The sequence below is a fragment of the Arthrobacter sp. CAN_C5 genome (assembly GCF_017875735.1).
GTDB lineage: Bacteria > Actinomycetota > Actinomycetes > Actinomycetales > Micrococcaceae > Arthrobacter_D.
In genome coordinates this window covers 761,555-781,408 of record NZ_JAGGMZ010000001.1, presented here as the reverse complement: position 1 = coordinate 781,408, position 19,854 = coordinate 761,555, and the positions used below count along the sequence as shown (strand labels likewise).

The following is a 19,854-nucleotide window of genomic DNA, read 5'->3' as shown; positions in this document are numbered from 1 at the left end:
GCGCCTTATGCTCCTTCGGCTGGTGTGAGGCTCAGGATGTTGCGGGCAGTCGCTTGACCCATTCTGATTGCTCCCTCTACGTGTTGGTAGCCCTCGGCCGCGAGATCCGAACACGACCAGTGGATGGGGCCCACCGGGGTGAGCTGGTCGGGTCCGTAGCGGTGGAGGCCGCCGAGGTCGTAGCTGGTGGCATACGCTCCCCTGGTCCATTCCTCAGAGCCCCAGTCCGACTCGTAGTAGACCTCAGGGGTCAGCGCCTGCGGTCCGAGAAAGCCTGCGATTGATTCGAGGATGGTCCGCTGGCGCTCCGCCGGGTCCAGCCGGAACATGGCGTCGGCCTTTTCATCCGAGATGAACCCCACCAGGGTGCCGCGGGAATCCTCGTGGCTGGTGTTGTCGTACACCTCCTGCACGATCGAGGAGGCGCTGAACCCGGTGCCGGAGAGGCCGTCCGCGCGCCAGAACGGCGTCGCGTACACGGCGTGCACCTTGATGACCAGGCCCAGGGACTGGTGCTGGTGCATCTGGTGCTGGCGGCGCGGCAGGGGCGGCTCGTACGACACCCGTGAATAAAGGTTCGGTGGGACGGCCATGATCGCGTGGCGGGCCTTGACGGTGACGGTGTCCGAGACGGCCGTGACGTGGCCTCCGTCGGTGGTGCCGTCGTCGTTCGAGCCGCCGTACCACCGCAGGGTACGGACCGGGCTGGACAGGACGACGTCGTCACCCAGGCGCCCAGCGAGGCGCTCCGAGACCTGCTGCATGCCGCCGACAACCCGTTTGTCGAGGATGAAGTTTTCGTCCACCAGATTGGAGAAGGACCCGGCCGACGCGGCCATGAGCACGGCCTGCAGGGCAGAGAACGCGTGAGCGGGTTTGGTGAGCATACCGCCGGCGATGAAGAGGCCAATGTTGTTGCAGGCTTCCTCATCGCTGGACTGTTCGCGGAGCCAATGGTGGAAGGAAATCGTGTCCAGCGCCCTGGCCTCCGGGTGGGTCCATGGTGTCTCGGGGCCAGCCTCGGCGGCCAGCCGGTCCAGCAACTCAATCAGGCGGTTCATCTCCGCCTCGGTGTCCGCGGAGACCGGGAACATGTCGCCGGTGTAGCGGGTGCGGGTGCCATCAGCGGCGATGTAGACGGAGTCGCCGTCGCGATACCGCTCGTAGGTCTCCAGTCCGAGCTCAGTCAGCAGGTCCTTGAGGGCGGTCTGGTCCGGGGAGACCCACTGGCCGCCGATCTCCAGCACCGCGCCGTCGACCGTGTCGGTCCAGGTGCGTCCACCCACCCGGTCCCGCGCTTCCAGGACGGCGACGCTCAGTCCCGCCCTGCTCAGCTCCCAGGCGGCGGTGAGACCCGATGGCCCCGCACCCACGATGACTACGTCGCGTTCCAACTGCTTCACAACTACCCCTCACGAACGGTATGGTCCAGACCACAAAATGAACGTCATTCATTTATTGGGGATACTGTAGCGATAATCGTCCGGTTTGGAAAGGGGCCAGCCTGCACTCCTACCGAGTCGACAACGGGTTGGGCGCCGGACCCGCGTGTTTGCCGATGGCGATCCCGGGCAGCAATGATGCCCAGCGGCGGGGATGATCGTCAGAGCGCACAGTATAATGAACGCGCAACAGGGACGGTAAAGGGGCGGTCATGGGAAGTGTAGGAACGCCGGTCGGCCGTCGGCGGGCGGGTCGCCCGCCCCGCGGGCTACTCTCCCGCGACCTCATCACCGATGCGGCGCTGAGCTTGATAGCCTCCCACGGCTACGACGGCCTCACCATGTCTGCCCTGGCACAACAGCTACGAGTGGCGCCATCGGCCCTGTATAACCACGCCGAGTCCAAGCAGGAAGTGCTGCGCTGGGTGGAGGACCAGGTGATGGCGCAGGTGGACTTCAGCGCCTTTGCCGTGGCGCCGTGGGATGAGGCAGTCCGCGCGTGGGCCTGGTCCTACCGCGAGGTTTTCGCTGCGCACACCCCGCTAATCTCGGTGATCGCTGTCCTGCCAGTAACTGGTGCACCTGAAACTCTGGCAATGTACGAGGCTGTCTCCGCCGGCTTCCTCGACGCCGGATGGCCAGAGGACCGCATCATTCCCGCCATTGTGGCCCTGGAGTCCTTCATCTTCGGGTCCGCTTTCGACGTCGCCGCACCGGAGGACATCTTCGAGTCCGGCAGCCTGGGACCCGACTACCCCCGGTTCACTGCGGCCGTGCGGGTGCGAGGCGGCTTGCAGGCCGACTCGGCCGATGCGGCCTTCGCCCTGGGCCTCGAGGCGCTCATCGTGGGCCTGCAGGCGCAGCTCGCAAGCTAACGCCGTTTCACCCGGCCGAACAGACAAAAAGCGGCCACCGCACCAGATACTTCTGGTGCGGTGGCCGGTTCCCTTAGCGCTGAACGGAATAGACGGCGAATGCGAAGCCGACAACGTGTCGGCAACGAGTGCCCGCGTCGAGCGTAGGACTACTTCGCGGCGCGGATTGCCGCCTCAAGAACGTCCAGGCCGTCGTTTAGCAGCTCGTCGCCGATCACAAGTGGGGGCAGCAGCCGAACCACGTTGCCGTAGGTGCCACAGGTCAGGATGATGACACCCTCCTGCAGGCAGGCCGCGGCGATGGCTTTGGTGGCCTCCGGGTTGGGTGTCTTGGTGCCGGGCTTCACGAACTCGAGTGCCAGCATCGCGCCACGACCACGGATCTCGCCGATAATCGACTCGGCACCCAGGTCGTCCTGCAACGCACTCAGACGCGATGTAGCCAGCTCTTCGATCGCCTGAGCGCGCGAGATCAGGTCCTGCTCCTGCATCGTCTCGATGGCGGCCAGTGCGGCTGCGCACGCCACCGGGTTACCACCGAAGGTGCCGCCGAGCCCACCGGGATGGACGGCGTCGAGCAGGTCCGCCCGGCCGGTGATGGCCGACAGGGGCATCCCGCCGGCGATGCCCTTGGCCATCGTGATGATGTCGGGCACCACACCCTCATGGTCGACGGCAAACCAGGCGCCGGTGCGGCAGAAGCCCGACTGCACCTCGTCAGCGATGAAGACCACACCGTTCTCCTTGGCCCACGCGGCCAGGGTCGGCAGGAAGCCTTCGGCGGGAACGATGAAGCCGCCCTCGCCCTGGATCGGTTCGATGATAATGGCGGCCAGTGAGCTGGCCCCAATCTGCTTCTCCATCATCGTGATGGCGCGCTGGGCAGCCTCAACACCGGAGATCGAGGGGTTTTCCTCGCGGAACGGGTAGCTCATCGGCAGCCGGTACACCTCTGACGCGAAGGGCCCGAAGTCGCCAGCAGGTCCGCCCTTGTAGGGCAGGGACTTGGCGGTCAGTGCCATCGTTAGGTTGGTGCGGCCGTGATACGCATGATCGAAAGCCGCGACGGCGGTGCGGCCGGTTGCCAGACGCGCCACCTTGATCGCATTCTCGACAGCCTCGGCACCCGAGTTGAACAGCACGGTGCGCTTCTCGAAATCGCCCGGCGTCAGTTCGGCCAGCTTCTCGGCGACCGCAATGTAGCCCTCGTAGGGGGTGACCATGAAGCAGGTGTGGGTGAAGTGCTCCACCTGTTCCTTGACGGCCCCGACGACGGCGGGATCCGATGCCCCGACGCTGGTCACCGCGATGCCCGAGCCGAGGTCGATGAAGGAGTTGCCGTCGACGTCGTGCACGATGCCACCGTCGGCGTCGGCAACGTACACCGGGACGCCGGAGGCGACACCCTTGGCGACGACCGCAGCGCGCCGGGCGGCCAGCTCAGTGGACTTGGGTCCGGGGAAGTCGGCGATGATCTTGCGTTTTTGCTCGAGCCGGAACTGCGGCTGGGTTACTTGGGTGGTCATAGGGAAACTGCCTTTCTAGACATCCAGCGCGCTCATCACGTGCTTGATCCGGGTGTAGTCCTCAACGCCATACATCGAGAGGTCCTTGCCGTAACCGGAGCTTTTGAAGCCCCCGTGCGGCATCTCAGCGGTGAGAAGAATGTGGGTGTTGATCCAGACGGCCCCGAAATCGAGGTCGCGGGAGACGCGCATGGCCGTGCCGTGATCGGTGGTCCAGATACTGGAGGCGAGGGCGTACTCGACGTCGTTCGCCAGTTCCACTGCCTCGTCCTCGGTGGTGAACTTCTGCACGGTGATGACCGGGCCGAAGGTTTCCTTCTGCACAATGTCGTCGTCCTGGCGGGCACCGGTGATGATGGTGGCCTCGTAAAAGTACCCCTTGTCGCCGGAGCGCTTCCCGCCGATCTCGACCCTGCAGTGTTCCGGCAGGGCATCCATCACGGCGTTGACCGCGTTGAAGTGGTTGATGTTGTTCAGCGGACCGAAGTAGTTCTCCGAGTCGTCAGCGTTGCCGGTCTTGAGCGTCTCGGTGTGCGCCACCATGGCGGCTACCAGGTCATCGTGTACCGAATCCTGGACCAGGACCCGGGTAATCGCCGTGCAGTCCTGGCCGGCGTTGAAGAAGGAGAACTCGGCGATGGCCGCTGCGGTCTTCTTGATATCGGCATCAGCGAAGACGACGGCGGGTGCTTTTCCTCCCAGTTCAAGGTGGGCACGCTTGAGGGTCTTGGCGGCACCGGTGGCGACGGCGATACCGGCGCGGACCGATCCTGTGATCGAGACCAGTCCGGGAACCGGGTGGTCCACCATCGCGGCACCCGTCTGGCCGGTCCCCAGGATCACGTTCAGCACACCGGCGGGCAGGATGCCCTGGGTCAGCTTCGCCAGCACCAGCGTTGACTCGGGCGTTGTGTCGCTGGGCTTGAGGACCACAGTGTTGCCTGCGGCGAGCGCGGGGCCGATCTTCCAGATCGCCATCAGGAGCGGGTAGTTCCAGGGTGCCACCTGGGCGACTACGCCGATCGGTTCGCGGCGGATGTAGGAGGTGTGCCCTTCGACGTATTCACCGGCGGACTTGCCCTCCATCAGGCGTGCTGCGCCGGCGAAGAAGCGCAGCTGGTCGGCACCGACCGCCACTTCCTCAGCGGCGATCAGGTCGCGTACCTGTCCGGTATTGCGGTGCTGCGCTTCGACGAGTTCGTCGCTCGCGGCCTCCAACGCGTCAGCCAGCTTCAACAGCATGAGCTGCCGCTGACCAGGGGTAACGTGCTTGAAGGTGGTGAAAGCTTGCGCCGCCGCTGTCATGGCGGAGTCGACGTCCGACTGCAGCGAAACAGGCGCCTTCGCCACGACCTCGCCGTTGGTCGGATTAACTATGTCCAGCAACTCGGTGCCGGCCGGCGTCACGAACTCGCCGTTGATAAAGTTCTGGAGGGTGGTTACCACGGTATTCATCCCTTTTCTATGATGGGCTGACGGGTCAAATCGGACCCGTCGCAGCGTAAATCCACTGCCGACCCTACGCCTTCACGCGATCCGTGGCCTAGGGTGATGCGCACAACAACTTAGGCTGACTGTGATGCAACCGCACAGTGTCCCCGCTCTATAGTTGAGCCATGGCCATCACGCTCCCCGCCCTCCTCGCCGCCGCTGGCCTCGATCTCCATCCGGTCGGGATGACCCCCGCAGTCGACCTCCCGATCCAGTGGGTTGCGGTGACCGAACTCGAGGACCCGCTCCCCTTCCTTAGCGGCGGCGAGATCGTACTGACCACCGGGGCGCGGCAAAAGACGACGACGCAGCAGCGGGCGTTTGTGCGCCGGGTCCACGAGTCGGGAGCACTCGGCATCGGTTTCGGCACCGGGCTGGGGCACAAGCAGGTCCCGGCCGCCCTGATCGCCGAAGCCAACACCCTGGGGCTCCCCGTCTTCCGGGTCCCCTACGAGACCCCATTCATCGCCATCGGGAAGATCGTTGCCGATTCGCTCTCCGCCGACCACTACTCGCGGCTCGAGAATCTGCTCAAGGGCCACCAGATCCTGGCATCAGCGCTTCTCGGCGAGGGCGGCCTTCATCAGTTGCTGCGAGAACTGAGGGCGATGCTGGGGGCCGACGTCGCGCTGTCCCAGTACGGGACCCGCCTGTTCGGCACCGGACCCACCGGTCCGCCGTCGGGCCACTGGCACCGCCTGCCGGTGGCGACAGGACTGAAGGACCGGTGCACCCTCGCCATCGCCGAGCCCTACACACCCAACGCCATCGTGGCCTACGCGCAGAGCCTGATCAGCGTTGAGCTGAGCAACCAGGCCAGACGACGCGCGAGCGAGCGAGCGGTCATGGGGCAACTCTTCCAGGATGTGGTGAGGGGAACCCTGGCGGGTCCCGACGCCGTCGCACGCCTCGGCGGCGCCGGGATCGACCCCGGGCTGCGCCAGGTGGTGGTGATCGTGGAGGTTGCCTCCGGCCAGCGCCGCGCCCTGCGCACGCTGCCGACCCCTGCGGGATTCGAAGCGGGGGTGGCGGCGCTGGTCGATGAACGCCTGGTGATCGCCGTGCCCGACGCCGACGGCCCCGCCCTGAGCCAGTCGATGGGCGCTTACCTGCATGGGGCGGGGCTGACCGCGAAGGTCGGCTTCGGTGGAGCCTACGCTCAGGCCAGCGGTTTCCGCTGGAGCTACTTTGAGGCCCGCGAGTCACTGACCAGGGGCCAACCGGTCAATGCCCCCGACCGGCTATCCCTGACCTCGCTCCTGATGGCCAGCGAGGACGTGCCGCTCGCCGACCTGGCCGCGGAGGCGCTGGATCCGGTGGCGGCGTTCGACCAGCGCCACCATTCCGAGCTGATGGTGACCCTGGACCGGTACCTCGCCCTCAACGGATCGGTCGCCGCCGTGGCTGAAGCCCTCCAATTACACCGGAACACGGTGCGGTACCGGCTGCAGCAAATCCAGGACCTCAGCGGGTACGACCCGGGCGTCACCGCTGACCGGGTTCACCTGTACCTCGCCCTGAATGTGAGGGGATTAAGGTAACCGTTCGACGAGGTTGATGACAGTTCGAAGATATTTCGAGATTACTCAAAGAATTGCTGGCATTTCGTCAGTCCGCGTGGTCAAATTACTTCAGCCGCACAGCAAACCGCACCCAGCGACGCGCATCCGGCGGATGCCGCTCAAGGGGGACTTGAGGGCCCATTTCGGGGAAAAGACATGCTCTCATGACACACCGTAATCGCTTGCTGACTTTTAGCTCCTGTGCCGCGCTTATCGCCGGCTCAGCGTTCATCACCGCAACTCCCGCTGCGGCGGCGCCGAACTCTGAGTCGTGCGTCACCGCGCAGGTAGCCCTCGCGGGCGTCCTGGACTCCGCGTCGGTGGATATCGCCCTGGCATACGAGCTGAAGGCCGCGCTCACCGCGGTGGAAGCGGCTTCGCTTGCTCTCGACGAGGCATGGATGGCCGCCGACGCTGCCGCCGCCGAGGAATACGCGGCCTACGAGGTGGCAATCGAGGCCTACGAATCCGCCATCGTCGCGATCGAAGCCACCCAGGTGGCACTGGATGCCGCTCAGACCATCAAGATCCTCGCAGACGATCGGGTGATCGCTGCCGAGCTGGCGCTCGCCGCGGTGGCGGACGGGGACGACGATGCTCGTCTGGCAGCCGAAGCGGAACTCGCGGCGGCCCTGATCGCCCAGGCCGACGCTACCGCAGCTCTCTCCGCACGGCAGGCAGAGCGCGACGCCGCTCCCGCCGCTTTTGATGCAGCCGACGCCGCCCTGATGGACGCTCAGACGGCCCTCGACAACGCTCTGTACACCGAGGCTGTGCTTACCGCGGAGAACAATTACTTTGCTGCCATCGAAGTGATCGAGGGCGTGCTCTCAGCCCTGGGCGGCCCGGGCACCAGCGTCGAGGAGGTCCAGGTACTGGTCAACGCCGCGATTGCCGCCTGCGCCGCGACCGGTGCCGGGACGGGACAGGAAATTGAAGTGCCCGTCGTCAATATCGTGCCCAGCACCCCCGCCGCACCCGGTACCGCCGCCCCAGCGGCCGGGCGGGGTCTGAACGTCCAGACCGCAGCAGCTGAAACATCGGCGACCGACGGTGGGGCACTGGCGATCGGCGGACTGGCGACAGGAGCGTTGCTGCTCCTGTCGGGTGCCGCAGTATGGCTGCGCCGATCCACACGGGCATAACGGTGACCGGCCGACGGCGTCGCGCTGCCCGCTGGACGGGACTGGCGCTGTCGGCCGCACTGATCGTTACCGTTTCCTCGGTGGCTGGTGCAGCATCTTCGGCGCCAGCCACGTTCGAGCGGCAGGCGGTGGCAGTCGCCTACGCTCCGGCTCAGCCTGCTGCCCCCGAACCGATTGTCACTCCACCCGCCTCAGATGCCACCCCCGCGGCATCCCCGCCGGGGTGGTTGACGGTTGAAGCGGCCGGAATCGACCAGTCGATCCTTCCGCTCACGCCGTCGTCTGAGGATTTCGCCTCCCAGTCAATAGTTCCGCCCCTGACCGAGGACGCCTACTGGTTGACTTCGTTCGGGTCTCCGGGCAGCGGCTCCGAGGACACCACCTACCTCACCGGACACAGTTGGGAAGGCAAGGACGCTCCCTTCAACCGGCTCAGCACCGACGCGGAGGTGGGTGACTCCATTCAGCTGACCACCGAGACCGGTGTCCTTGACTACGTCATCGATTCGATCACCACCCTCGACAAGGACACGCTCAAGGACAGCGAGATCTGGGACATCGTGCCCAACCGCCTGGTGGTGATCAGCTGCTACACCGAGGACATCTGGGGTAAGAACGTGGTGATCACTGCTACCCCCGAGGAGTAGCAGGAGCACGGGGTGAAACGCACCTTGCCCCGCCGGCGACCGCGAGAGTCAGGGCCGCTTCATCAACGAGCGCTCGACGACGCGTGCCCAATACAGAACGCGGTCCATGGCCGGGCGTCGAGCCTCCCCACGGCAATGGGATCCCCGCAGACCGCGCACCGACCGTAGGTGCCGATGTCGAGCCTTTCCAATGCCGCCTGGATTTCGGCGGCGCGGGCGGTGGCGGCCCGCGAGAGCACCGACATCTGGGACAGTTCGGATACGATAGTGGTTCCCTCAGGATCGTGTTCGTCGTCGACGTTCGAATTGTCCCGGGCGGCGCTCACCGAGCGGCTCTCCGCGGCAAGCGCCGCCGAGCTGGCACGTGCACGCTGCAATTCCTCGAGGAGCAGCGGACGATACCGCTGCAGCCCATCCTCTGTTGCCATCCAGCCATGCTACGGCTCTTCCCCTACCCCACCCTGGACGACACCACCGTCAGATTCGTGGACCGACCCTCGACCTTCTGACCGGCGCGGGATGGGTTGTGAGAAGCCCGCCCGGGATATGGCTGAAGCCGTTTACAGATAGGTGCGCTGCCAGCCGGTTCGGTGGCTGGGGGAAATGACCGAACCGGCTGACAGCGCAAGTTGTCAGGTTGCCATCAGCGCCGATGTACCTCATCGACTACCGACCGCGGTTTAGCTGCCATATGTTCTCCCTCTAAGAGTCGTTCGACCGTCTCAGACTTCATATTTCATCTACTTACCCAGATCCGACGATGCTGAGGATCCGCCCTGCTGCCAGCAAATGGAGCGCCGTAATCGGCTCAGCAGGAACCCTCCGCCTGGCAAAGAAACATCAGGTCCGGGGACAGAGAAATACCCCAACCAATTTGCTTCCGCGGAATGCACATAATCAACACGGTGCCGGGGTCTGGGGCAGTACACCAATCGTAATCCTCCAGGGCTGTTGCGTCTACGGTTGGGGCTTTTCTTCTCCCAGCGATCTTTTCGCCTGCATTGTCTCGGCAATATCAGCGAACACCGCGCGCGATTCGCGGAGCCACGGCAAGCCGACAAACACGTGGAATGCCCCGGCAAAACGGTGCAGCACCACGTCGCCTCCGGCATCGATCATTTTTCTTTGAAAAGCGAGTGCATCCGCCATGCAGATATCCCGGGTGCCCTGATAGATGGAAGTCGGCGGTAGCTCGGCCAGCGCGGTGGGAGGGGCGAAGACCGGGCTGACTGATGGGTGCCGCGGATCCGCTTCTCCTGCCCACCACCTGCCAGCCTCGACAGCACCCGGCACCCCCAGCATCGGGTCCACCCGATCGTACTGCGGAATATCCGGGTTGGTACCTGTGACGTCCAGCCACGGGGAGAACAGTACCAGCTGGCCGGGTCGCGGCAGATCCACAGCGGCGAAGTGCAGGGCCTGGCCCACCGCCAATCCAGCGCCCGCCGAATCGCCCGCCAGGCAGACGTCGTCGGAGGCGGTGGTTTCGAGCACCCGTTCGTAGACGGCGGTGAGATAGCAGTAGGCCTCAGCGAACGTGTGCTCAGGTGCCAGCCGGTACAGCGGCACCGTCACCGTGGCACCGGTGGACCTGATCAGCGCTGCGATGATCCACCAGTGGGGAGTGGTCAGTTCGTTAATGTATGTGCCGCCGTGGGTGTAGATGATGTGCCGTCCCGAGCCGCCGGACCGCGGCCGCAGCGTCACTGTGCGCACGCCGTCGAGAAGGTAGTCCTCGACGCTGCACAGCCGGCGCAGTGCCCGGGTCAGCGACGCGGGGCTGGGATAGGTGCGCTGCAAATACTGTCCCCGCATCCAGTCGACCGAGTTGTAGTGCCCCTTGGTGGGCGTCAGGCGCAAAGCGGCGCTGGCGAATCGCAGGGGCATGCTCGGACGATCGGGGGTGGTCCGGTTGGTCGGGGTCATGGGCTTAACTCTAGGGGCCTAGCGGAGGCGGGCGCCGCTGCCTAAGGTGAGAGGATGGCAAACCCAGCACACACCAGCCTCCAGCACAGCTGGCAGGGCGAGGACGATCCCTCCCGGATCGACACGGCAACGATCAACCTTGAAACCGACCGCCTCACCGCGCACGGCACCTCCAGGACTGCCGACTACGCGATCAGCTGGGCACTCGGGACGACGTCGGGCTGGGTCACCCAGCGGCTCACCGTGACGGTCCATGGGCAGGGGTGGAGCCGCCACCTTGAGCTGGACCGGACCGAAGCGGGTGAATGGTCCTGCGTTGCCCAGAGTTCCGGGGATTCCTCCCTTCCCGAGCCCGGGATCGCTGATCCTGACGCCTTGGCTGGCGCATTGGATTGCGATCTGGGCCTGTGCCCGGTCACCAATACGATGCCGATCCTGCGTCTGGACCTCCTGACGGGGGACGCTGCCCCGGTCGATGAAACCGAGCTGACCATGGCCTGGGTTGAGGTCCCCAGCCTGCGCGTGATCCCCAGCCGTCAGGTGTACAGCCAGGTGCGATCGGCACGTGAGGATAGTCCTGCCATGGTGTTGTTCAGTTCGGGCAACGGCGGCTTTACGGCTGAACTCACTGTTGACGACGACGGCGTCGTGCTCGACTATCCCGGACTCGCCCGACGGATCGGCTAGCGCCCGGCCGCCTGCGGTAGCCCGCACTGGGTAAACTCGTGCAGGCCGGTAATGCATCTGGCGCAGACCAACCACGTGCAACCCGGACGGCGAGGAATCCATGACCAACGCGGTAGACGTTGCCCTGATGATCGACCTGTTGGGGGTCTTTTTCTTCGCCGTTTCCGGCTCCCTGCTGGCAGCTCGGAAGGGGTTCGACCTGGTGGGGTCCCTGCTGTTGGCCTCGCTCGCCGGACTGGGCGGTGGTGTGGCACGGGACCTCATCATCGACACGGTCCCCGCGGCATTCTCGAATCCCGCCTACCTGATTCCCCCCGTGCTCGCCACCCTCCTGGTGTATTTCCTGTTCTCCGGGGTGGAACGGGTCAGCAACCTACTGGTGGTCTTTGACGCCGCCGGCCTGGGGCTGTTCTGCATCACCGGCACGGTCAAGGCGCTGGAGTTCGGGTTGCACCCGGTGGCGGGGATCCTGCTCGGGGTGACCACCGCCGTCGGCGGCGGATTACTCCGCGACGTCGTCGCGAATGAGATACCCCAACTGTTTGACCCACGGGACATCTACGCCCTACCCGCGATGCTGGGCGCCGGGCTGACCACCCTGCTGGTAGGCACTGGAGGGTTCAACGTGGTGACCGGAGCCGTCGTCGCGACGCTGGTGTTCGCGCTACGGGTCCTCGCCTGGCGCTTCAGCTGGCGTGCACCCCTCGCGGTGCTCGGCTGGAAGCGTTCAGGCACTGCGTAGCCGACCCGGCGGCGGGGGCTAGGATGGAAGTATCCCCCACCCCCACCCCTGGAGTTCCAAGTGACTGAGCTATTCCTGGACAAATTCCGTGCGCTTGTCCCGGCGTACTTCGACGACCAGTGGTCGGCGGAGGATGGACTGTCGAAGGAAGAGCTCCAGGACCTCATGGAGGACCAGGACTTCGACCTCCCACTTGCCCTGCGCGACTTCTACCTCGCTGTTGGCGCCGTCGAGGACATCATGGAGGCCTACCACTTCTTCTGGGATCCCGACGAGCTGACCATCGAAGACGGCCACCTCCTTTTCCTCGAGGATGAAGAGGAAAAGTACACCTGGGGAATCCGCGTGGACCAGCTGGATGTCCCGGACCCCATTATCTGGCGTCGCAACAATGCCCGCGGAACATGGAAGAGCGAAGAGGGCACGTTCAGCGAGTACGTCCTCGACATGTTCGAGTGGGTGTTCGAGGAAGACACGGACGAGCAGTGACCGAGTGGGTGCGGCACGCGCCTGACGGTTACCAGTGCCCGTTCTGCGACTTTGCTGCCGGGGATTTCGGTGCCCCCAAGAACCTGTGCCGGCCAGGCGATCTGATCTACTCGGACGATCTGGTGCTGGCCTTCATTGCCTCCCACGGATTCGAACCGCACCCCGGCCATGTGCTGGTGACCCCGCGCGCGCACTTCGAGTTGTTGTACGAACTGCCCGACGACGTCGCCGCCCGCATCATGACCGTCACCCGTGACATGGCCGTCGCCATCAAACGGGCCTGGTCCCCGGACGGTATCTCCACCCGCCAACACAACGAACCTGCAGGCAGCCAGCACGTCTGGCACTACCACCAGCATGTCCTCCCCCGCTGGCACAACGACGGCTTCTACTTCACCCCGAAGCGCCCCGTCGTGGACCCCGCGGTCCGGGCGCGGAAGGCCGACGAACTCCGCGCCGTCCTGTAACCCGGCCTGCGGGGTCTGGCCTCGCGGGCTGACCCGTGGCTGTGGAGGTAAAGCCGGGCGGAAGCCGTGCAGGTTTCCCCAGGTTGTGGGCGTCACACCGCGTGTCGGCGCGCGCCACCCCGATGACGTGGGAGTTGGGGCGTGGAACCTGGGGAGAGTTGCACCCGGTCAGCGGATGACGCGGCCGGAAAGGACCTGTCGGATCTCCCGGAGCACTTCCTCTGGATGGAACATGATGTCCTCATAGCTGTAGCGCAGCACCAGGTACCCGCCGACAATGGCCCCATTGTTTCGCCGGAGATCCCGACGGAGGGCACGCCGGTCGGAGTGAAAGGCGGCACCATCCACCTCGACCACCAGAAAGCCCTCAAGCAGGAAGTCAACCCTCCCGACGCCGGCCAGTGGCACCTGAGTCTCAACGTGGAATCCTGCGTTGATGAACAGGACCCGTGCCACCACCTCCAAGGGAGACTCGGCGGCGCACGTCACCAGACCCACCGCCGCGCGGGCGGGGGCATTCCGTTCCCCGGGTAACCGATCCAGCAGAAAGCTACGAATCGTGTCACCCCGACGGAGCGCACACTCGACCATGACGGCGGCTTCAAGTGGCGGAAGACATCTCAGCGCGTGGACCAGCACATCCACCAGTCCCACCAGCGGCAACCGCGGATGGGGAGGGACGGTGCGTTCCCGATGGTTGGTGTAGCCGGCGCCATGCCCATGCAGGCAACTCAGATGCAGGGAGTTTGCTGGCGTTACCGTCCACAGGTCGTACGTCGCGGCTGCTGAAACACAAGTCAGGCGACCGTTGTTGAGGACGGCGGCCACATAGTCGGGACGCGCGTCGGGCAGTGAAATCACCCCCGTACGGAGTCGGAGTATCTCACCGCGTGCCACGTGGCGATCAATCTGGCGGCGGGTCGGACCTCGTTTCAACACCTCGCAGCAGCGGGCGACCGACCCCAGACCCCTGAGGGTGGTGATGGCATCCATCTGGCCAGTGCAGCCGATCCTGGCCCGTTCCGGTCTTCGGTGCGGCCCTATGTGGGCAGGCGCAGCGACAAACGGCCGCGGGATAGGCCTGTGGAGGTAAAGCCGGGCGGAAGCCGTGCAGGTTTCCCCGGGTGCTGGGCATTCAACCCCGTGGCGACGGGCAACACGCCGTCTAAGGGAACCTTGCGGCGGAGAACCTGGGGAGACGTGCACACCAGCGAAAGGCTGAGACGGGAACCTGTTGGGACTAGACGTCCCGGGTGACTACTGCCTGGGCAAACGCGGTCAGCGCCTGCTTGACGGTGCTCTCGGGCAGGGGCTCAAGGGCGGCGACGGCGTCGTCAGCCCACTGGTGCGCTACCGCCCAGGCCTCCTGGGTGGCCGGGTGGCCGCTGACCGCGGCGACGGCCGTGGCGAGCGCCTCGTCCGAGGTGAGGTCCCCATCCACCAGATCCAGCACCGCTACGGCCGAGGCGTCCCCCCGCGCGGCAGCCTGACGGATCAGGAGGACAGGCAAGGTTGCCACGCCTTCGCGCAAATCGGTGCCGGGCGATTTGCCCGAGGTGACCTTGACGCCGGTGACGTCGATGACGTCGTCGGCCAATTGGAAGGCCACTCCGACCCGCTCACCGTAGGCAAGCATCACGTCGATCGCCGCCTGGGGTGCGTCACCGAACAACGCACCCAACTGCCCGGATGCAGCCACTAGCGATCCGGTCTTGTCCGCGATGACCGAGAGGTAGTGCTCCACGGGGTCCTCGTCGTCGCGGGGGCCCACCGTCTCGTGCAGCTGTCCCAGGCAGAGCCGCTCGAAGGTCCGCGCCTGGATACCGAGCGCCTGACCACCCAGCTCCGACACCAGGATTGAGGCACGGGCGAAAATCAGGTCACCGGTCAGGATGGCCACCGAGTTCCCCCACACCTCGTGCGCTGTCGGGGCGCCGCGGCGGTAGGGCGCAGAGTCCATGACGTCGTCATGATAGAGCGTGGCCAGGTGGGTGAGCTCGACGACGACGGCGGCCTGCACCACCTCGGGGCGGCTCGAGTCGCCCAGGTGCGCGGCGAGGATCGTGAGCAGCGGCCGGATCCGTTTGCCGCCCGCTTCGACAAGGTGGCGGCTGGTGGCGTCTGCCAGTGGGTCGGAACTGGAGATGGCTTCTCGCAGTTGCTTCTCCACCTCGGCGAGGCAGGAGGAGACGGCAGGACCCAGATCGGGATCATCGGCAATCAGGGCGAACCCAGGGGGAAGCTTCAGACCGGTGGCAATGGCTCCGATGGCAGTATCGAGCTCGGCGCCGTCGGAGCGCGGGTGCCCAGCGCTGGTCCAGCCGGGGTTCGCAGATTCTGTCACTGTCTAAGACTAACCAGTAGAGCGCGCGGAGCTGGCATGGGTCCGGGTGCGTGGATGGGATTGGTTGCTGACGGCGGGTACCAGCTGCTCCAGCAAGTGAATGACGCGGTCCTCGAAACCCTTGCCACCGGTGTCGGTCAGGTTGGCGAGCATGCGCACCACGAAGCGCATCAGCACCGGAATGGGCATGCCGGTCCGCAGCGCCAGGCGCAGGATCGCTGGCTTACCGATAAGCTGCGCGAAAATGGTACCTAGCGTGAAGTGGCTGCCCCACAGTCCCCGAAGGTGCGGTGCATAACCGGCCAGCACCTGGTCGCGGCCCAGCGGCGACCGGACCTGTTCGGCGTTGATGATGAACTCGGCAGCGTAGCGTGCCGACTCCATTGCGTAGGAGATACCTTCCCCGTTGAACGGGGAGACCATTCCGCCGGCGTCGCCGAGCAGCAGCATTCCGGGACTGTAGTGGGGTGTCCTGTTAAACCCCATCGGCAGGGCGGCGCCACGGATCTCGCCCACCTGCTGCTCGGGCACAAAACCCCACTCCGGGGGCATCCCGGCAGTCCAATCCTTCAGGACCTGCTTGTAGTCGATCTTCCCGAACTCGGCCGACGAGTTGAGAATCCCCAGGCCCACGTTGGAGGTCCCATCCCCCACGCCGAACACCCAGCCATAACCGGGGAGCGGACGGCCGGAGGCATCGGGCAACTCAAGCCACCCTTCCATCCACGGGTCCTCGTGACGCGGGGACGTGAAGTAGGTGCGCACCGCGACGCCGAGCGGGCGGTCATCGCGCTTCGCCAGGCCCAGGCTGACGGCGGTCCGGGTCGAATTGCCGTCGGCTGCCAGGACGGTGTCGGCGTGGAACTGCCGGGTCTCACCCGTTTTCCGACCGGCTGCGTCAAGGATATTGACGACGACGCCCTTCACCCGTCCGGCGTCGTCCCGGATTGCGGAGGTGACTGAGTGGCCTTCAAGGATGACCGCTCCGGCGGCGCGGGCGTGCTCGGCAAGTTCCTCATCGAATCCGAGCCGGGTGCGGACCAGGCCGTAGTCGGGAAAGTCGGTGAGCTCTGGCCAGGGCACCTCGACCGTTCGCCCGCCAGCCCGGAGCCGCAGGCCGACGTTGCGGCGCCATCCTGCCGTTTCCTCGTGGGGTAGCCCGAGCAACTGAATCTCCCGCACCGCGCGGGGGGTGAACCCGTCGCCGCAGACTTTTTCCCGGGGGAAGACCGATTTTTCGACGACGGTCACGTCCACCCCGGCACGGGCCAGGTAATAGGCAGCTGTCGATCCCGCGGGGCCAGCCCCGACTATCAGTACCGACATCTAGTTGGCGGGCCGTGCGCTGCGGCGGCCAGCACGCGCCTTGACCGGTGTTGTCGCTGGAGAGCCCAGTGGCTTGGTGGCCCGGTGGATGGCCACGATACCGCCGTTCAGGTTGCGGTAGGCCACGCTTTCCCAGCCGGCGTCGGCGAGCCACCCGGCTAGAGCATCCTGGTCGGGCCAGGCCCTGATGGACTCGGCAAGGTACACGTAGGCGGTGGGGTTCGAGCTGACCTTGGTGGCGATGGCGGGGAGGGCCCGCATCAGGTACTCCGTGTACATGGTGCGCCACAGCGGGACGGTCGGCTGGGAGAACTCGGCAATGACCAGTTTGCCGCCTGGTTTGGTGACCCGGAGCATCTCGGCGAGCGCCAACTGCGGGCGGTGCACATTGCGCAAGCCGAAGGAGATGGTTGTCGCGTCGAAGGAGTCATCGGCGAATGGAAGGTCGGTGGCGTCGCCGGCAATGAAGTCGATGTCCGGGCGGCGGCGCTTCCCCACCCGCAGCATGCCGAGCGAGAAATCACACGCCACCACGTACACGCCGTTGTCGGCGAACGGCTCGCTGGATGTGCCGGTGCCTGCCGCGAGGTCGAGGACCCGCTGGCCCTTCACGGCACCCACTGCCTCCACCACAATGCGCCGCCAGCGGTGGGTCTGCCCAAGGGACAGGACGTCGTTGACCACGTCGTATTTGGGCGCCACGTCGTCAAACATGGCTGCTACTTCTTCGGGACGCTTTTCCAGTGATGCACGGTTCACCCCTCCATTGTCTCAAACAATTGACAGGTCCCTAATCGATCGTTCACCGACCGGCTGCCATCGGCGCCTGCAGTGCCCCTGACACACCCGCTCCGAAGGCAAGAGTAGGCTTGGAAATCATGAGCACCCCGTCCCCCATCGCGGTCGCGCCGCCGCTGACATCAGCGCACGGCCTCCGCAGTATTACGATCGAGCGGGGACAGCTCGACGACAGCACCGGACTCCTCGACTACGTGGCGCGCAACGACGTTCATACCTGGGTCCGCCGCGGCGACGGACTGGTTGCCTTTGGCGAGACCACCCGATTTACCGCGACGGGACCAGACCGGTTCGCCGACGCCCAGGAATGGTGGCGGACCGAGTTGGCGGCCGCCGACGTCGTCAATCCGCTCAGTGTTCCCGGCTCCGGGCTGGTGGCCTTCGGCTCATTCGCGTTCTCGAAGACCTCCGGGCACCCGTCCCGGCTGATCGTTCCGCGGATCGTGGTCGGTTGCCGAGACGGCCATAGCTGGCTCACCTACATCACCGACGACGCCGACGCGGAGCTGAGCGGGGCCGCAGCCGAGGCTGCACTGGCCGGGTATCTCGACGAGACAGCTGTCGAACGGGTACCCAACGCTGGAGACAGGCTCACCTCGGGGATCCTCTCCGAAGAGCAGTGGATGACCGCGGTGGAGCGGGGGATCGAGCACATCAGGTCCGGAGAGCTGAGCAAGCTGGTGCTCGCCCGCGACGTGGTGGCCGAACTGGGATCCCCGGTGGCCACGGCCCAGGTGCTGCGCGAGTTGGCTGTCAGGTATTCCGATTGCTGGACCTATTCGGTGGACGGGCTGATTGGCTCGACGCCGGAAATGCTGATCAAGGTGGAGAAGTCGACGGCGCGCGCCCGGGTCCTGGCAGGCACGCTGGACCGCAACAACGCTCCCGCGGACGACCCGGACTACGCACAGCGGGTCCTGGCCGGCTCGGAGAAACAACTCCATGAGCACCAGATCGCTATCGACTCGCTGACCCAGCAGCTTGAACCGTTCACCAGCTCGATGACCTCGCATAGTGAGCCCTTCGTGTTGGAACTGCCGAATGTCTGGCACCTGGCCTCCGATGTCACAGCTCAGTTGGAACCCGGGGCTGATGGAAGCGTGCCGACGTCGTTGGCCCTGGTCGGCGCGCTGCACCCCACTGCCGCCGTCTGCGGCACTCCCACCACGGTGGCAGGCGCCCTGATCCGCGAACTGGAACACCTGGAGCGCGGACCCTATGCCGGACCCGTCGGCTGGATGGACGCCCGCGGCAACGGGGAATGGGGAATCGCGTTACGGGGAGCTGTGATCGAAAGCCCCACCCGGGTGCGGATGTACGCGGGGTGCGGGATCGTTGCGGCCTCGAATGCCGCCGCCGAGCTGGCGGAATCCTGGAGCAAGTTCCGGCCCATGATCGAGGCTTTGGGGATTCGCCGCTAACGAGAGCTTCCTCCTACATCACACTCCGCGCGGGCGCGAAACCTGATGGTTACCTATACGCAATAGCTGTAGCCTGTGATGCACATCTCGATACGACTACACTGTGAAACGAAGTTTTCCCCGTCCACAAAAGAGGTAGCTGTATGTTTGCCAAGCGCTCAACCGTTCCCAAGACCCTCGCCATCGCGGCCATCGGCGCGCTCGCGCTCAGCGCCTGCGGTGGCTCCGACGAGCCAGCCGCCGAGGAATCGGGTCTCGGCCTGGTCGCCGAGGGTGCCCTCACCGTGTGCTCGGACATCCCTTTCGCACCCTTCGAATATGAGGAAGACGGCGAGTACGTCGGCTTCGACATGGACCTGATGCGGGCCATCGCCACCGGCATGGACCTTGAGCTCGAGGTGGTCGACGTTGGCTTCGACGGCCTCGCCAGCGGTGCGGTACTTGCAGCCGGCCAGTGCGACATCGGCGCGAGCGCCATCACCATCACCGAGGAGCGCTCGGAGAATCTAGCATTCACGGAGCCGTACTACGACTCCCTGCAGTCGCTGCTGGTCCCTGTCGATTCCGACGTTGCCTCAATCGACGATCTGGCCGGCGAGTCCGTCGGGGTGCAGGCTGGCACCACCGGCGAGACCTACACCCGCGAGAACGTCCCCGAGGACACCGAGGTGGTGGCCTTCCCCAGCGACGCTGAACTGTACTCGGCGCTTCAGGCCGGCAACGTTGCCGCGATCCTGCAGGACCTCCCGGTGAACCTCGTCCACACCGAGGACGGCACCTACACGATCGCCGCAGAGTTCGAGACCGATGAGCAGTACGGTTTCGCCACCACGAAGGATGGCAGCGAGGATCTCCTCGCAGCCGTCAACGAGCAGCTCGCCGAGTTGCGGGACAATGGCGAGTACGACGAGATCTACAACACCTACTTCTCGGAGTAGAAACCCCTCGTCCGGAACCCGCCACGGC

Annotated in this window: 19 protein-coding genes; 10 read left to right on the top strand and 9 right to left on the bottom strand. The window is 65.5% G+C overall.

Translation table 11 applies throughout. From position 1 onward, the window contains the following. Positions 1-5: 5 nt before the first annotated feature. On the bottom strand, positions 6-1,403 hold the full coding sequence (locus tag H4V95_RS03745) for an NAD(P)/FAD-dependent oxidoreductase (protein ID WP_209728833.1): 1,398 nt from the start codon (positions 1,401-1,403) through the stop codon (positions 6-8). A gap of 251 nt (positions 1,404-1,654) precedes the next feature. On the opposite strand from H4V95_RS03745, the gene H4V95_RS03740 reads away from it, so the two are divergent. Continuing rightward, complete coding sequence (locus H4V95_RS03740; protein ID WP_196865318.1) at positions 1,655-2,317, top strand: TetR/AcrR family transcriptional regulator; 663 nt, start codon at positions 1,655-1,657, stop codon at positions 2,315-2,317. Between the two features lie 149 nt (positions 2,318-2,466). On the opposite strand, the gene gabT is transcribed toward H4V95_RS03740, so the two are convergent. Next, positions 2,467-3,843 carry a 4-aminobutyrate--2-oxoglutarate transaminase gene (gene gabT / locus H4V95_RS03735; RefSeq protein WP_209728831.1) on the bottom strand — a complete coding sequence of 459 codons (1,377 nt, stop codon included), beginning with the start codon at positions 3,841-3,843 and terminating at the stop codon, positions 2,467-2,469. A gap of 15 nt (positions 3,844-3,858) precedes the next feature. Then, positions 3,859-5,298, bottom strand: coding sequence for a gamma-aminobutyraldehyde dehydrogenase (locus H4V95_RS03730; RefSeq protein WP_209728829.1), 1,440 nt, complete (start codon positions 5,296-5,298; stop codon positions 3,859-3,861). Between the two features lie 161 nt (positions 5,299-5,459). Here H4V95_RS03730 and H4V95_RS03725 point away from each other — a divergent pair, with 161 nt between their 5' ends. From H4V95_RS03725 to H4V95_RS03715, 3 genes are all read left to right on the top strand, one after another. Continuing rightward, positions 5,460-6,875, top strand: coding sequence for a PucR family transcriptional regulator (locus H4V95_RS03725; RefSeq protein WP_209728827.1), 1,416 nt, complete (start codon positions 5,460-5,462; stop codon positions 6,873-6,875). A gap of 203 nt (positions 6,876-7,078) precedes the next feature. Further along, on the top strand, positions 7,079-8,041 hold the full coding sequence (locus H4V95_RS03720) for a hypothetical protein (RefSeq protein WP_196865322.1): 963 nt from the start codon (positions 7,079-7,081) through the stop codon (positions 8,039-8,041). Continuing rightward, positions 8,014-8,688, top strand: a complete 675-nt coding sequence (locus H4V95_RS03715; protein ID WP_196865323.1) for a class F sortase — start codon at positions 8,014-8,016, stop codon at positions 8,686-8,688. Before H4V95_RS03720 ends, H4V95_RS03715 begins: the two co-directional genes overlap by 28 nt. A gap of 62 nt (positions 8,689-8,750) precedes the next feature. On the opposite strand, the gene H4V95_RS03710 is transcribed toward H4V95_RS03715, so the two are convergent. Both H4V95_RS03710 and H4V95_RS03705 read right to left on the bottom strand, forming a co-directional pair. Further along, positions 8,751-9,116, bottom strand: coding sequence for a TraR/DksA C4-type zinc finger protein (locus tag H4V95_RS03710; RefSeq protein WP_209728825.1), 366 nt, complete (start codon positions 9,114-9,116; stop codon positions 8,751-8,753). A 529-nt stretch (positions 9,117-9,645) separates the two neighbouring features. Beyond that, the gene (locus H4V95_RS03705) at positions 9,646-10,614 is read right to left on the bottom strand and encodes an alpha/beta hydrolase fold domain-containing protein (protein WP_209728823.1); all 969 of its coding nucleotides are present in this window, start codon (positions 10,612-10,614) and stop codon (positions 9,646-9,648) included. A 54-nt stretch (positions 10,615-10,668) separates the two neighbouring features. Here H4V95_RS03705 and H4V95_RS03700 point away from each other — a divergent pair, with 54 nt between their 5' ends. The 4 genes from H4V95_RS03700 (at position 10,669) to H4V95_RS03685 (ending at position 12,999) form a co-directional block, all read left to right on the top strand. After that, the gene (locus H4V95_RS03700) at positions 10,669-11,301 is read left to right on the top strand and encodes a putative glycolipid-binding domain-containing protein (protein ID WP_196865326.1); all 633 of its coding nucleotides are present in this window, start codon (positions 10,669-10,671) and stop codon (positions 11,299-11,301) included. A gap of 100 nt (positions 11,302-11,401) precedes the next feature. Continuing rightward, entirely contained in the window at positions 11,402-12,043 is a 642-nt protein-coding gene (locus tag H4V95_RS03695) for a trimeric intracellular cation channel family protein (RefSeq protein WP_196865327.1), read from the top strand. 60 nt (positions 12,044-12,103) lie between these two features. Next, positions 12,104-12,532: a hypothetical protein gene (locus tag H4V95_RS03690; RefSeq protein WP_196865328.1), complete on the top strand. Its 429-nt coding sequence runs from the start codon at positions 12,104-12,106 to the stop codon at positions 12,530-12,532. Then, a complete protein-coding gene (locus tag H4V95_RS03685) occupies positions 12,529-12,999 on the top strand; it encodes an HIT family protein (protein ID WP_196865329.1) in 471 nt (156 codons plus the stop codon). The genes H4V95_RS03690 and H4V95_RS03685 overlap by 4 nt, the downstream gene beginning before the upstream one ends. A 168-nt stretch (positions 13,000-13,167) precedes the next feature. Here H4V95_RS03685 and H4V95_RS03680 read toward each other — a convergent pair whose 3' ends face one another. From H4V95_RS03680 to H4V95_RS03665, 4 genes are all read right to left on the bottom strand, one after another. Beyond that, the gene (locus tag H4V95_RS03680; RefSeq protein WP_209728821.1) at positions 13,168-13,992 is read right to left on the bottom strand and encodes a DUF559 domain-containing protein; all 825 of its coding nucleotides are present in this window, start codon (positions 13,990-13,992) and stop codon (positions 13,168-13,170) included. Between the two features lie 247 nt (positions 13,993-14,239). After that, positions 14,240-15,343, bottom strand: a complete 1,104-nt coding sequence (locus tag H4V95_RS03675) for a polyprenyl synthetase family protein (protein ID WP_209728819.1) — start codon at positions 15,341-15,343, stop codon at positions 14,240-14,242. Between the two features lie 9 nt (positions 15,344-15,352). Continuing rightward, complete coding sequence (locus H4V95_RS03670; protein ID WP_196865332.1) at positions 15,353-16,669, bottom strand: geranylgeranyl reductase family protein; 1,317 nt, start codon at positions 16,667-16,669, stop codon at positions 15,353-15,355. Next, positions 16,670-17,428 carry a demethylmenaquinone methyltransferase gene (locus H4V95_RS03665; RefSeq protein WP_196865333.1) on the bottom strand — a complete coding sequence of 253 codons (759 nt, stop codon included), beginning with the start codon at positions 17,426-17,428 and terminating at the stop codon, positions 16,670-16,672. A gap of 119 nt (positions 17,429-17,547) precedes the next feature. Between H4V95_RS03665 and H4V95_RS03660 the strand changes: the two genes are divergently transcribed. Then, positions 17,548-18,888: an isochorismate synthase MenF gene (locus H4V95_RS03660; protein ID WP_245345562.1), complete on the top strand. Its 1,341-nt coding sequence runs from the start codon at positions 17,548-17,550 to the stop codon at positions 18,886-18,888. Positions 18,889-19,031: 143 nt separating this feature from the next. Next, positions 19,032-19,826, top strand: a complete 795-nt coding sequence (locus tag H4V95_RS03655; protein ID WP_196865334.1) for a transporter substrate-binding domain-containing protein — start codon at positions 19,032-19,034, stop codon at positions 19,824-19,826. Positions 19,827-19,854 lie beyond the last annotated feature (28 nt).

Excerpts from the sequence above, each read along its gene's own strand:
- H4V95_RS03700 (WP_196865326.1), top strand. The coding sequence starts at position 10,669 with ATGGCAAACCCAGCACACACCAGCCTCCAGCACAGCTGGCAGGGCGAG.
- H4V95_RS03730 (WP_209728829.1), bottom strand. The coding sequence starts at position 5,298 with ATGAATACCGTGGTAACCACCCTCCAGAACTTTATCAACGGCGAGTTC.
- H4V95_RS03655 (WP_196865334.1), top strand. The coding sequence starts at position 19,032 with ATGTTTGCCAAGCGCTCAACCGTTCCCAAGACCCTCGCCATCGCGGCC.
- gabT (WP_209728831.1), bottom strand. The coding sequence starts at position 3,843 with ATGACCACCCAAGTAACCCAGCCGCAGTTCCGGCTCGAGCAAAAACGC.
- H4V95_RS03710 (WP_209728825.1), bottom strand. The coding sequence starts at position 9,116 with ATGGCAACAGAGGATGGGCTGCAGCGGTATCGTCCGCTGCTCCTCGAG.
- H4V95_RS03695 (WP_196865327.1), top strand. The coding sequence starts at position 11,402 with ATGACCAACGCGGTAGACGTTGCCCTGATGATCGACCTGTTGGGGGTC.
- H4V95_RS03705 (WP_209728823.1), bottom strand. The coding sequence starts at position 10,614 with ATGACCCCGACCAACCGGACCACCCCCGATCGTCCGAGCATGCCCCTG.
- H4V95_RS03670 (WP_196865332.1), bottom strand. The coding sequence starts at position 16,669 with ATGTCGGTACTGATAGTCGGGGCTGGCCCCGCGGGATCGACAGCTGCC.
- H4V95_RS03740 (WP_196865318.1), top strand. The coding sequence starts at position 1,655 with ATGGGAAGTGTAGGAACGCCGGTCGGCCGTCGGCGGGCGGGTCGCCCG.
- H4V95_RS03660 (WP_245345562.1), top strand. The coding sequence starts at position 17,548 with ATGAGCACCCCGTCCCCCATCGCGGTCGCGCCGCCGCTGACATCAGCG.
- H4V95_RS03725 (WP_209728827.1), top strand. The coding sequence starts at position 5,460 with ATGGCCATCACGCTCCCCGCCCTCCTCGCCGCCGCTGGCCTCGATCTC.
- H4V95_RS03715 (WP_196865323.1), top strand. The coding sequence starts at position 8,014 with ATGGCTGCGCCGATCCACACGGGCATAACGGTGACCGGCCGACGGCGT.
- H4V95_RS03680 (WP_209728821.1), bottom strand. The coding sequence starts at position 13,992 with ATGGATGCCATCACCACCCTCAGGGGTCTGGGGTCGGTCGCCCGCTGC.